The 13,146-nt window shown below is 68.3% G+C and carries 9 protein-coding genes; 2 read left to right on the forward strand and 7 right to left on the reverse strand.

Annotated features, from left to right (window positions below; genetic code table 11):
- Nucleotides 1-193 precede the first annotated feature (193 nt).
- Genes J2Z30_RS35510 through J2Z30_RS35540 form a run of 7 tightly spaced genes read right to left on the reverse strand, consistent with a single transcriptional unit; the run spans nucleotide 194 to nucleotide 9,713 of the window.
- Entirely contained in the window at nucleotides 194-1,345 is a 1,152-nt protein-coding gene (locus tag J2Z30_RS35510; protein ID WP_044578066.1) for a CaiB/BaiF CoA transferase family protein, read from the reverse strand.
- Nucleotides 1,342-2,205: a citryl-CoA lyase gene (locus tag J2Z30_RS35515; RefSeq protein WP_209468976.1), complete on the reverse strand. Its 864-nt coding sequence runs from the start codon at nucleotides 2,203-2,205 to the stop codon at nucleotides 1,342-1,344. The genes J2Z30_RS35510 and J2Z30_RS35515 overlap by 4 nt, the downstream gene beginning before the upstream one ends.
- Nucleotides 2,202-4,853, reverse strand: a complete 2,652-nt coding sequence (gene acnA, locus J2Z30_RS35520; RefSeq protein WP_052701674.1) for an aconitate hydratase AcnA — start codon at nucleotides 4,851-4,853, stop codon at nucleotides 2,202-2,204. The genes J2Z30_RS35515 and acnA overlap by 4 nt, the downstream gene beginning before the upstream one ends.
- Nucleotides 4,850-6,001 carry a PrpF domain-containing protein gene (locus J2Z30_RS35525; protein WP_044578065.1) on the reverse strand — a complete coding sequence of 384 codons (1,152 nt, stop codon included), beginning with the start codon at nucleotides 5,999-6,001 and terminating at the stop codon, nucleotides 4,850-4,852. The genes acnA and J2Z30_RS35525 overlap by 4 nt, the downstream gene beginning before the upstream one ends.
- A 46-nt stretch (nucleotides 6,002-6,047) precedes the next feature.
- Nucleotides 6,048-6,902 carry an NAD(P)-dependent oxidoreductase gene (locus J2Z30_RS35530; RefSeq protein WP_052701673.1) on the reverse strand — a complete coding sequence of 285 codons (855 nt, stop codon included), beginning with the start codon at nucleotides 6,900-6,902 and terminating at the stop codon, nucleotides 6,048-6,050.
- Nucleotides 6,899-8,335, reverse strand: a complete 1,437-nt coding sequence (locus tag J2Z30_RS35535; RefSeq protein ID WP_044582181.1) for an aldehyde dehydrogenase — start codon at nucleotides 8,333-8,335, stop codon at nucleotides 6,899-6,901. The genes J2Z30_RS35530 and J2Z30_RS35535 overlap by 4 nt, the downstream gene beginning before the upstream one ends.
- Before the next feature lie 40 nt (nucleotides 8,336-8,375).
- Nucleotides 8,376-9,713: an MFS transporter gene (locus J2Z30_RS35540; RefSeq protein WP_044578062.1), complete on the reverse strand. Its 1,338-nt coding sequence runs from the start codon at nucleotides 9,711-9,713 to the stop codon at nucleotides 8,376-8,378.
- Between the two features lie 239 nt (nucleotides 9,714-9,952).
- Between J2Z30_RS35540 and gcvA the strand changes: the two genes are divergently transcribed.
- Together gcvA and J2Z30_RS35550 are read left to right on the forward strand one after the other, a co-directional pair.
- Complete coding sequence (gene gcvA, locus J2Z30_RS35545) at nucleotides 9,953-10,855, forward strand: transcriptional regulator GcvA (protein WP_044578061.1); 903 nt, start codon at nucleotides 9,953-9,955, stop codon at nucleotides 10,853-10,855.
- 161 nt (nucleotides 10,856-11,016) lie between these two features.
- Entirely contained in the window at nucleotides 11,017-12,981 is a 1,965-nt protein-coding gene (locus tag J2Z30_RS35550; RefSeq protein WP_044578059.1) for a helix-turn-helix domain-containing protein, read from the forward strand.
- Nucleotides 12,982-13,146 lie beyond the last annotated feature (165 nt).

Genomic DNA, 13,146 nt, shown 5'->3' on the forward strand with positions numbered 1-13,146 from the left:
ACACTGCCACTCAGAAATCGGATCGGTCAACCCTCGTTTCACTGTTATCCATCTTTTTCCGGGTGTAATAATTGGCGCGGTTTTGCGCACGGCGAAATTCCGCTCGGTAGGAGAGCGGTATGGTTTTCGGTACGACCGTCCCCACGGCCAGGCAGCCAGATTTCCCATCGGGGTACCGTGTACGTCCGGGGAATCAGAGAGCTGACCACCATCCTCGCGCCTCGGGTCCGGCCGGTGGGTTGCGGCGCAGGCCGAACGGTCGACCGCCGAGTCGAATGGGAAGTTTGGGCAGTCTGGTGCGCACCCCCGACGGAAGGGTCGTGTCCGCGAGACTGCCGTTTGCCATGAGGTGCGGGTCCTCGAAGAGATCCTCCGGACGTGCGATACGCGCGTAGGGAAGTCGTGCGTCATGGCACCGCTTCTCCAGCTCCGCGACGGGGAGGGCGCGGAGCATCGCGGCGACTTCCGGGATGAGCCGCGGCCGCGCGTCGATCCGGAGTTCATTGGTGGCGAGCTCCGGCGCGGCGGCCAGGTCATCTCGTTCGAAGACCCGGCAGAACCCGGTCCAGTGGGCGTCACTGGTGATGCCGACGAACAGGTGCTCGTCGTCCGCCGTCTCGAACAATTCGTAGACTGCCCACGCGCTGACCCGCGCGGGCATGGGCGGAACGGGCCCGTCGCCGAGTGCCGCGTAGGCCATGTGCTGACCCATCAAGAAGGCCGCGGTCTCGAACAGCGAGGCTTGGACGAGGGTGCCCTCGCCCGTCACGTCCCGTTCGCGCAGGGCCGCCAGAATGCCGACCGCCCCGAAGACTCCGCCGAGGATGTCCGTGATGGACGTACCCGCCCGCAGCGGCCGGCCAGGGGGGCCGGTCATGTAGGCCAGGCCACTCATCATCTGCACGACCTCGTCGAGGGCGGCGCGGGTGTCGTAGGGGCCCGGCAGGAAGCCCTTGAGCGAGCAGTAGACGAGCCGTGGGTTGAGGGCGCGGGCCTCCTCCGGCCCAATCCCTGCCCTGCGGAGCGCTCCTGGTCCCATATTCTCGATCAGCACGTCCGCGTCGAGTATCGCCCGGCGGATCTCGGCGAGCCCGTCGGCGGTCTTGTAGTCGACCTCGACACTGCGCTTGTTACGGTTGAAGAAGCCGAAGTAACCGGTGCCGAAGCCCTTGAGACGACGGGTGCGCTCACCGCCGGGGGGCTCGATCTTGACGACGTCGGCACCGAGGTCGGCGAGCAGCATCCCGCACGACGGGCCGAGGATGGTGTGGCCGATCTCCAACACGCGGACGCCGTGTAGGGGCAGCGTCCGTTCGGTCGGAGACTCGTCCGTCGGGAAGTTCATGACGTGCTGCCTTCCTCGGGGAGCGAACGAGGCCCGGGGCCGGTGTAGCGAAAGCCGACGGCGGGGGGCGTCGGGCCCTTGATACGCCCACCCTGCAGAGTCTGTTCGAAGGCGTGCGCGCAGATTCCCACGCTGCGGGAGAGGATGAAGACACCGCGGCCCAGCTCCCAGGGGAAGCCGAGTTCGAGTAGAACAACGGCGGCGATGCCATCGATGTTCATCGGGACGCTGCGGCCGGAACTGCTGAGGGACCGCTCGACTTCCCGGGCCGCGGCCAGGTACTTCCCTGATACCCGATCGGCGGCGTGCGCCTCGTCGACCAGTTCCGCCAGCCTCACTGCCCGAGGGTCCACGTGATGGAAGCGATGCCCGAATCCCGGAATGAAGCGCCCATGCTCCGTGCGCCAGGCATCGAGTTCACGCCGCACCGCGAAGGCGGCTTCCTCGCCCTTGTCCTGCCCGTCGATGACGCGAGCCAAGAGCCGCATGCACTGCTCTCCCGCGCCACCATGCACGTCGCCGAGGGCGTTGACACCGCTGGCCATCGCGTTGTTGATACCGACGCCGCAGGTAGCCGCCATGCGGGCGGTGGCGATCGACGGAGCCTGGGGTCCGTGGTCGACGGCGGCGACGAGCACTGCGCCGAAGAGGTCGGCGTGCCGCGATTCCGGCAGTTCACCACGGAGCATCAACCAGATCATCGCGGGAAAGGAGACTCGGCCGATGAGCTGTTCGACCGGATAACCGCGGAGCCGGATCACGCCGGGCTCGATGTCGACGATGTCGGTCTGCCACCAGTCGACCACGGCGTTCAGGTCGGCCGCGCACATGGCGCGGGTCCTCGGTATCGGAGTGGTCATGCGACTGCCTCCTGAGTGTGCGGCGTGTGCCGCTGGATGAGCTTGTTCAATACGGCGCGCAGCACCCCGCCTTGAGCGAGGTAGGCCGACTCCTGTGCGGTGTCCACACGCACCAGGGCGGCGGCCGTGTGCCGCCCGTACCGCGGGTGGTCGAAGTGAACCTCGACGTGGGCCTGTACGGGGACGGGTCCGGTCGGCAGGTCGACGGTGATGCGGGTGTCGGCGTCGAGTGGGCCCGGGTCTTCGGGGAGTTCGACCGGAACCACGCCCATGAGCACCAGGTTGGCCCGGTGGATCCGCTCGAAACTGCGCGCCAGTACGGCCCGTACGCCGAGCATTCGAGTGCCCTTGGCGGCCCAGTCACGAGCGGAGCCGGCGCCGTAGCCGGCACCCGCCACGACGACGGCCGGCACCCCGACCCTGCGGAGCAGGTCGGCGGCCTCGTGGACGGCCAGCGGTTCGCCGACCCCCGTAAGCCGGGTGAGGCCGCCGGTCAGTGGGGCGACGAGGTCGTTGCGCAGCCGTACGTTGGAGAACGTGCCGCGCACCATGACGTCGGCATTGCCCCGGCGGGCGCCGTAGGAGTTGAAGTCCGCGCGCGCGATGCCACGTTCTGTGAGCAGCCGGGCGGCGGGGCCGTCTGATTCGATGGAGCCGACGGGGGAGATGTGGTCGGTGGTGACGTTGTCCCCGAGGACGAGCAGGGGGACCGCGGCGGTGATCGGGCCGTCGGTGGGTACAGCGGGTTCCACGAACGGCGAGGGTGAGATGTAGGTGCTGTTCCGGTCCCACGGGAAGTGGGTTCCGACCGGGGAAGAGAGGATGTCCCAGCGTCGGCCACCCGCGTGGATATCGACGCCGGCGTACGCGTCCGGTCCGGCGGACCGGGCGGTGATCGCTTCGGTTTCAGCGGGATCGGGCCAGAGGTCCGCGAGGTACACCGGTGTGCCGTCGGCGCCGGTGCCCAGTGGGTCCCGGTCCAGGTCGGCGCGCATGGTGCCGGCCAGCGCATAGGCGATCACGAGGGGAGGTGACGCCAGGTAGTTCGATCGTACGACCGGGTGGATGCGGCCTTCGAAGTTCCGGTTGCCGGAGAGTACGGCCGCGACGTCCAGGTCGCGGTCACGTATCTCGGCCTCGACTGCCTGGTCGAGGGCGCCGGAGTTGCCGACGCAGGTCGCGCAGCCGTAGCCCACGACCGCGAAGCCCAGTGTCTCGAGCGCCTCGGTCAGCCCCGCCTCGGCAAGGTAACGGGTGACAGAGCGCGAACCCGGTGCCAGGGACGTCTTGATCCGCGGGTCGACGGTCAGGCCATGGGCCACGGCATTGCGCGCCAGCAGTCCCGCCGTGACCATCGCGTGCGGGTTGGAGGTGGTGGTGCAGCTGGTAATCGCCGCGATCACGATGTCGCCGTGGTCCAGCGTCGCCGGGATGTCGCCGTGGGCACCGTATGGGTCGCCGATCCGTGGCGCGGGCGTGCTCGCGGCGACTTGCGGCAGCTCCAGTCGTTGCTGGGGCCGCTTGGGGCCGGCTACGCTCCGCCCGACCGTGCCCAGATCGATCTCGACGATCTCGGCGTAGTCACGGACGGAAGCCGGGTCGTCCCACAGTCCAACGGCGCGGGCGTAGTCCTCGACGAGCCGGGTCCGTGCCGGGTCGCGTCCGGTGACGCCGAGATGTTCGATCACCTTGTGGTCGACAGGGAACATTCCGCATGTCGCGCCGTACTCCGGCGCCATGTTCGCGAGTGTCGCCCGGTCCGCGACCGTCAGGTTCGCCAGCGCCGGGCCGAAGAACTCCACGAACCGTCCCACGACGCCGACCTCGCGCAGCCGCTGAGTGAGGGTAAGGACCAGGTCCATGGCCAGCACTCCGGCAGGCAGGGCGCCGGTCAGCCGTACTCCGACGACGTCGGGTACGAGCATCGAGACGGGCTCGCCCAGCATCGCGGCCTCGGCCTCGATGCCGCCGACTCCCCAGGCGAGCACGCCGAGGCCGTTGATCATCGGTGTGTGGCTGTCCGTGCCGATCTGGGTCTCGGGGTGCACCAGGCCGCTCGGGTCCTCGCACACCACGTTCGCTAGATGTTCCAAGTTGATCTGGTGGATGATCCCGTTGCCCGGCGGGACGACACGTACCCCGTCGAACTCGGCCTGGGCCCATTTCAGGAACTCGTAACGTTCCTTGTTCTGCCGGTACTCGTTGTCCAGGTTGCGGTCGAGGGCGTCGGGCGTGCGGGCGACGTCGACCACGAGTGAGTGGTCCACGACGAGGTCGACGGGACGTACCGGGCGGACCGCGGCTCCGTCGCCGCCTGCCTGGGCGACGCGGTCCCGCAGCGTGGCGAGGTCGGTCAGGGCGACCAGCCCCGAGTAGTCCTGCATCACCACGCGGCTGGGGTGGTAGGCGATCTCCACCGGCTCGCCGGTGTGGCGGCCGCGCCGCGCGACCTGCTCGAGGTGCGCGGCGGTGACCAATTCGCCGTCTTCGTGCCGAAGCAGGTTTTCCAGCAGGATCAGCAGGCTGACGGGGAGGCGGGTCACTTCCGGAAAGTGTGTGGCCAGAGCGGGCAGGTCCAGGTAGGCACGGAGCCTGCCGCCCAGGTGGGCCGCACGGCGGATGCCGAAGGAGTCGAGTGGCGTGGTCACTTCAGGAACACCGTGCCTTCCATGATCACGCGAGCGGTGCGGCCGATGACGGCGGACCGCAGGAGTGGCGTGCCGGAGGGGTCGTTCTCCCGTTCCACGGTGACGTCGAGGGTGCCGCCGGGGTGACCGATCCGGACGGAGTACGGTGCGCCGTCGGCCGGGTATCCCCGGTAGGACTCGTGGGCGATGGTGCCGGGGATGCCGGAGGCGACGGCGGTGCCGATCGAGCCGGTCGCCGGATGCGCCTTGGAGAACGCCCGGCGCGCCATGGAACGGGAGACGAGGTCGTGTGCGGCCGCGTGGACCCGGACTCCGTTGAGGGCGTCGTAATCGGTGGGCGGCGCGATGACGAATGCCAACGGGTTGACCCGGGAGCGCAGTTCCTCCTCCACACCGGGGCCGGAGAGGAACCCGATCTCCCGTGACACCCGTGCCCGTACCGCCTCAAGACGATCGATCAGTGCGCTGTCCGCCTGGAGTGTGTCCACACCGGTGCGCGGGTCCACCCCTACGTCGGTGGCGCGAACGAACACGCACAGGTTCGCGGCGTCGACGACGCTCATGTCGAGGCGTCCGATGCCCGGCACGTCAATCGTGTCCACCGCGTTGCCTGTGGGCAGCACCCCGCGTTTCATGATGCCGCCGCCGAAGTCGCCGAAGTCCAGGTCGATCCGGGCGCCGGTGCCGGGTACGCCGCCGATGGCGAAGTCACCCTGCCATGCGGGCCGGCCATCCTCGGTCACCGGAACGGTCGTGAGCAGGCGCCGGCCGGTGTTGACTTGGTGGATGGCCACGGTCGCGGCCCCGCCAGCCGGCTTGGCGTAACCGCGGTGTACGGCGTAGGCGGCCGCACCGGCGGATATGTTGCCACAGTTGCTCGTCCAGTCCACGGTCGCGAGCGCCGTACCCACCTGCCCGAACAGGTAGTCGACATCGCAGTCGGGCCGGGTGGGCGGCCCAATGACGGCGAGCTTGCTGGTGAGCTTGTCCGCTCCGCCCAGACCGTCGATCTGACGGACGTCAGGGCTTCCGAAGACGTCCAGGACGACGTCGTCACGCTCCCGGCCGGGAGCGGGCAGCAAATGGCGTTCGATGAAAATCCCCTTGCTGGTGCCGCCGCGGACGATGGCGCACTCGATGCCGGTCATACATGCCTTTCTTGGGCGGAGTCCGAGGTGGTGCCCAGAAAATCGATCAGGACGGGGTAATAGGCGTCGCCGCGTCCGCCCGCGGTGGCGCGGGCGAGCGCGGCGTCGGTCGCCGCCAGCAGTGCGTCGTCGGTGCCGGTCGCCGCGGCGAGTTCGTGAGCGAGCGCGAGGTCCTTGCGCGCGTAGTCCGCGGGGAAGGACCCTGTTGGAAAGTGCTCATCGACGAGGTGCGGGCCTTGGACGCGCACCGCCCGCTGTCTGCCGAGCCGTGGCCGAGCGCCGTGAGCAGGGTCCGGGGATCGACACCCAGCTTCCGGCAAACACGCACCGAGAGAGCGAGAGCGTGCACCGTCTCGAACAGGACCATGTTGTTCATGGTCTTCACAACCTGGCCGCTGCCGACGGGCCCGCAGTGCAGGATGTCGGAGCCCATGGTGGCGAGCAGCGGCTCAATGCGAGTGAATACATCCGGCGCGGCCCCGACCATGAAGCTCAGCGAGCCGGCCCGTGCCGCCTGCCGCATCCGTGCCATGGGAGCGTCCGCGAACTCGATGCCGTACTCGGCGAGTTCGCCGGCCAGACTCTGTGTGAGGGCGACTGAAGTCGTGCCGCAGTCGATGACGAGTCGGACTTCCGACGCGGGCTCGCTCAGGGCCCGGCACGTCTCCCGCGTCGCCTCACCGTCGGCCAGGCACAGGAACACGACCTGGGCCTGGGTCCGCAGCCCGGCCAGTGAGCCTGCCGCACGGGCGCCGGCGGCGACTGCCCTGCTGACGGCATCATCGCGCAGGTCATGGACGAGTACCGGGCCTTTGGCGCGTGCCGTCAGATGCGCGCACATCGGTTCTCCCATGACGCCGAGGCCGACGAAGCCGATCGGCGCGCTGAGGAGGGCACTCACTGCATACCCCAGTAGATGCTCTTAGCGGCCTGGTAGGTGCGGATGCCGTACAGCCCCTTCTCCCTGCCGACACCGCTGGCCTTGAAGCCGCCGAACGGCATCGCGACGCTGATCTGCTTGTAGGTGTTGATCCACACGGTGCCGGCTTCCACGGCCCGGCCCACCCGGTAGGCACGCTGGTAGTCCCGGGTCCAGATCCCGCACGCCAGGCCGAAGTCCGTGTCGTTGGCCTGAGCGATGAGATCGGCCTCATCGTCGAAGGGGAAAACACACAGCACCGGACCGAACACCTCCTCACGGACGATGCGTGCGTTCCGTGGCAGGTCCGCGAGGACGGTCGGCAGGTAGTAGGCTCCGTCGGCCAGTTCCGGGTCATGGGCGCGGGCGCCCCCGGACAGTACCTTGGCCCCCTGGGCGACCGCCTCGTCCACGAACGCTTCGACCCGGTCCCTGTGCGAGGCCGAGGAGAGCGGCGCGATCTGCGACTCCGGCCTGTCCGGCGGCCCGACCCGGAGCCGGGACGTGTGCTCGACCAAACGCCCGACAAACTCGTCGTACTGGGAACGCTCGACGAACAACCTTGAGCCGGCGATGCAGGATTGGCCGGAGGAGGTGAAGATCCCGTTAGCGACCCCGGTCACGGCACGGTCGAGGTCCGCGTCGGCGAACACGGCATGGGGAGACTTGCCGCCGAGTTCCAGGGCGAACGGCACCATGCGCTCCCCCGCCGAGCGACCGATGGCGCGCCCCGTCGCGGTGCCGCCGGTGAACGAGATCATCCGGACGCGCGGGTGCTCGACAAGTGCCGCTCCGGTATCCCCGCCCGGACCCGTGAGGACGTTGAGCACGCCGGCGGGGAGCCCCGCTTCCAGCGCGAGCCGACCGAGTTCCAGCCCGATGGTCGGCGTGACCTCGGAGGTCTTGAGGACCACGGCGTTTCCCGCCGCGAGGGCGGCCGAGACCTTCTGCGACTCCAGTGTCAGGGGGGAGTTCCACGGCGTGATAGCGGCAACCACCCCGTAGGGTTCGTAGACGACCATCGACAGGTAATCGCCGCGATGGGGGGCCACCTCGGAAACCATGGTGTCGCAGATTCCGGCGAAGTAGCGGAAGGCAGCGGTGGCGCCGGCGGCCTGTGCCCGGCATTCGCCGAGCAGTTTGCCGTTCTCCCGCATCTGGCGCCGCGCGAGTTCTTCACCGTGCGTTTCCAGCAGGTCGCCGATGCGGCGCAGCACGGCCGCCCGCTGATCCGGCCTGAGGGCGTGCCAGGCCGGCTGGGCGACCGCGGCGGCGGCAACCGCTCGGTCGACGTCCGCCGGACTGGCCGCGGCGATGAGTCGGTTGACACTGCCGTCCGCGGGATTGACGGATTCGAACGGCTCGCCTGAGCCGGTGGCCCACTCGCCGTCGATGAGAAGGGCAGTGGTTTCCATGTCGATGCGCTCCTGTTCGGTGAATGCGCGGTTCGTCGGCTCACGCACAGCTTTGGCGGCCGGTACGGGGGTCCTTGAGGAACGAGACGGCGATGAGGCTGATGACCGCACCGAGCACCGCGTACCCGGCGACCGCGTAGCCGCTGTGATCCCACTTGAAGAGCAGTGCCGTGATGAGCGGCGTCGGGCCACCGGCAACGATCGAGGACAGCTGGTACCCGACCGAGGCGCCGCTGTAGCGCACTTCGGGGCTGAAGGACTCGGCTATGAGCACGGCCTCGGACGCGTACGACATCGCGAACGGCACGAGGGCGACAAGGATTGCGAGGAATGCGAGCGGAGCGGAGCCACTGCCCAGCATGGAGATGTAGAGCGGGGCGAAGATCCCGGAGAGAGCCACTCCGGTGACAAAGACCCGCTTGCGTCCGATCCGGTCGGACAGGGCGCCGAACAGCGGGATGGCGACGCCGCAGACGACCGCGGACAGCATGAGCGCGGTGAGCAGAAAACCGCGACTGTACCCGGCGATCACAGTCCCGAAGGTGAAGACGAAAACCGTGGCGATCTGGTAGAAGGACATCTCCGCCATGCGCAGGAAAGCGATGACAAGGATCTCCTTGGGGTTGCGCCGTACGGCCTCCCACACCGGCCGGCGTGCCAGGCGCTGTTCCTCGGCGGCCTTGACGAAGACCGGGGTCTCCTCCACGGTGCGGCGGAAGTAGAACCCGAGCCCCACGAGCACGATGCTGCTGAGGAAGGGAATCCGCCATCCCCAGTCCATGAAGGCCGGGCCGGTGAGACTGTCCACGATGACGAAGACCAGGTTCGCGAGCAGCAGACCGATCGGCACCCCGACCTGCGGCCAGCTCGCCGCAAGACCACGGTTGCCCTTCTTCGCCCACTCCATCGAGACGAGCACCGAGCCCGCCCACTCACCGCCGACGCCGACTCCCTGAAGGAACCGCAGGACGGTGAGGGTCACCGCACCCCAGGCACCGACTGAGTCGTATCCCGGTACGAAGGCGACGGCGAACGTGCCGATGCCCATGAACAGCAGCGATGCGATCAGGGTCTTCTTGCGGCCCGCACGGTCCCCGAAGTGGCCGAACAGCAGCGCACCGATCGGCCGGGCGAAGAACCCCACGGCGAACACGGCGTAGGCGTTGATCGTGGCGACGAACGGGTCGCTCGCGTGGAAGTACAACGCGGGGAAGATCAGTCCGCTGGCAACGCTGTAGAGGATGAAGTCGTACCACTCGATCGACGTCCCGACGACGCTGGCCACGACGGCGCGTCGACGCTTGGTGCGATCAAGGTCGGTTTCCTGGGAATCGGCCGTCGAGGCCGCGGTTCCGGTCAGGGACGTTGTTTCACTCATGGTCTCTGCCTCACGTCATCGTGGAGCTGACATCGATCATGGATTCGGGCGACCCGCGCCATCGTGAGGTGACACAGAGCTGGGGAGATTCGGGCGACCCGCGCCATCGTGAAGCTGGCATCAGTCTGAGATTTCAGACGGCCTGCCCGCTGGCTTGAAACTACCCACGCTCAAGCAGTTGGGTCACTCGATTTCTCAGCTATGATTAACTGAGAAAAAGTAATGTAAGGAGTCGATAGATGGGGTGGCAACTGCCGTCGCTCAACCCGCTGAAGGCTTTCGAAGCCGCCGGACGGCACGGCAGCCTGACCCGCGCGGCCAAGGAGCTGCACGTGACACAGGGAGCCGTCAGCCGCCAGGTACGCCTGCTGGAAACCGAACTCGGAGTGCGGCTGTTCGAGCGCCGCCACCGGCTGATCGTGCTCACGCCCGAGGGCGAACAGTACCTGGCCGACATTTCCGCCGCCTTCGCCACGATCGACCAGGCCACGGCGCGGTTGCAGAGCCGCCGCCGTCGCGCCGTACTGAAGATCCAGGCTTACACGACATTCGCCATGCGATGGCTGATCCCCCGCCTGCCCGAGTTCAACGAGGCACATCCGGAGATCGAAGTCCAGCTCTCGGCGTCGACGCGCGATGTCAACTTCGACCGGGACGACCTGGACGCCGCGATCCGCTCCGGGAACGGCCAGTGGCCGGGGCTCCACGTGCTCCACCTGTGCCAGTGCGTCCTCATCCCGGTGACGTCCCCTTCGCTGGCCACCGGGCCGCCCAAGCTGCATACACCGGCAGACCTGGCTCGTACCACGCTTCTGCACTCCCTCGCCCGGCCACACGACTGGGCGACCTGGCTGGCCGGGACCGACTGCGGTGATGTCGACCCGGAACGGGGGCTGCGCTTCGAAAGTTCGAGCCTCGCCTACGAGGCAGCCATGCAAGGCCTCGGGGTCGCCATCGGACAACCTGAGCTGGTCCGCTCAGACCTGCGCTCCGGACGCCTGGTCGCACCCATCGACCGAGAGGTCGAACTGCCGGAGGGCTATTACTTCGTCTGGCCGGGTGGGCGACCGGAGAGCCCGAAGATCCAGGTCTTCCGCGACTGGCTGGAGCAGACCGCGCATCCGGCGGCGCCCGAGGGCTGAACCGTGCTGTCCCCGTGCCCCGGCCGAGGAGCGACGAGCCCCACTCCGCGGGCACTCCGCCAGTCGACGGGAAAGTAGGATGAAACCGGTGGAGTGTTCCACGAAGGAATGGCTCTTCCGTCCTGACGCGGCCGTCGACATCGTCGTCGAAGGAGGCCGGGATGGTCACGACACCAGCGCACGGCAGTGCGCCATCCCTCGACACCGTAGCTGGCCTGCTCGACGCGCTCGCCTCGGACGCCCGCGGCCATGAAGTAGAGGGCCTGGCGGACGCTCTGGTCAGCAGGGTCTCCCCGGAGGGCGCGGAGCGGGTGCGGGCTTCCACACGTCGACTCCGTGAAGTACTGGACCGACGGCTGCGCCGCGAGCGGGAACTCATCGCGCTGTACGGCACCGCCTGCGACCTGGCACAGATCCGCGATGTGGGTACGGCGCTGGACTCCATCGTGCGGCGTGCGCACGATGTAGTGCCGTCCGCCGACGCGGTCTACCTGTGCCTGCGCAGTGACTCGTCGGACGGGTTCTACGTCAAAGCCAGCGTGGGTCTGACGTCTCCCGCCTTCATGCATGTGGAAGTCCCGTCCGGATGCGGCATGTCCAGCGTGATCGAACGCACCCGGGCTCCCCTGCAGATCCAGCGCTACAACCGCAGCACCGGCTTCCGGCACGATTCCGAACTCGACCGGGCCCTGGCCGACGACGGTCTGGTCTCCGTACTGGGCACGCCCTTCATGCTGCGTGGAGAGGTGATGGGGATACTCTTCGCCGCGAACCGGATCGAGCGGGTCTTCAGCAAGGAAGAGATCTCCTTGCTGACCGCGTTCGCGGATCACGCCGCGGTCGCCCTGCACAACGCACGGCTCTTCGCCGGGCTGGAAGAAGAACACCGTGCCGTGGCGAACCACGTCACGGCCATGAAGCGTTCGGCCCAGCTGCACGACTCACTGACAGACCTCGTGATCAGCGGCGCCGATGTCACCGACGTCGCGGACGCTCTTGCGGATGTTTTCGCGGAGGACCTGCTGCTAGTCGGCAAGAACAACGAGGTCACTTCCGTACGCGGCCGGCCCGTCACCGCCGGCGAGGAATGCGAACACGCGCATGCCCAGTACGGCAGGGCCGTACCGTCCGAGATCGCCGAGGACATCATGGCCAGCCAGCGCAGTGGCCATTGCGTGGTGAACAAGGCCACCCGTTGTGCCCGGTACGTGGCGGCCATCCCTTCCGGCCATACCTATCTGGGCGCCCTGGTGCTGCACACCACGCACGGTCTCACCGACCTCGATGTACGCACACTGGAACGGGCTGCCCAGATCGTGGCCCTCCTGACGCTGCGGGAGCAGGCCATCGGCGACGCCGAGGAAAGGGTACGGGGCGAGCTGCTGGAGGAGTTGCTGAGCAGGCCGAAGCCACTCCGGGAAAGCACCAAACTGTTCGCCCACTCCCGGCACTTCGACGTGGCTCGCCCGCACGTGGTGGTGGCGGCGGCACTTCCCGACAGCCCCCGCTCCGAGGCCCGGCAGGCCGTTCGGGAGACGGCCCTGGCCGAGGGGGGCCTGGGAGGCGAGTACAACCGGTCTCTCGTGGCCGTGCTGCCCGGCGACGATCCAGGCGCCACGGCCGTCCGGGTCAGGCGACGGCTCAGCGCGGCGACGGACGGGCCGGTGCTCGTCTGCGCCGCGGATGCCGCCGACCCCCGCACCGGTGACCTGGCCGCCCAAGCCCCGGTCGCGGTCCGCTGCCTGCAACTTCTGCAAGCGCTGGGCCGGCGGGGCGCGGCGGCCACGACGCGGGACTTCGCCCTGTACAGCCTGCTGTTGGATCCCCAGCGGGACACCCAGCTGAAGACCTTCCTCGGGAGCACTCTGGGAAAGCTCCAGGCGTATGACCAGGAGCACGGATCCGATCTGATCAGGACCCTCACTGTGTTCTTCGCCACCGGCTCCAGCGCGGCACAGACCGCGCGCGAGCTCTATGTCCACCCGAACACGGTGATCAAGCGCCTCGACCGGGTGGGATCCTTGCTCGGCTCGGACTGGCAGGCCGAGCCCCGAGCCCTCCAGCTGCGGATTGCTCTGCACCTCCATGACCTGTTCGGCAAGATCTGTGAGCTGGAGGACCGCTAGGGCGGCTCGGGCCGATTCGCCCGAGCCCGGTGGCCGGGGACGCGGCGCAGGACGCCGACGAGCTCACCAGGCCCCTGAGCCGGTGGGCGTTCCCACACCGAAAGCGCCGGAGGTGGGGTGGTTCCTCCATAGGGAGCTCACGAGCGGCGGTGTTCCCTGGACACG

Origin of the sequence: Streptomyces iranensis, from assembly GCF_017874715.1 — a bacterium.
In the GTDB taxonomy this organism is placed as follows: Bacteria; Actinomycetota; Actinomycetes; order Streptomycetales; family Streptomycetaceae; genus Streptomyces; species Streptomyces iranensis.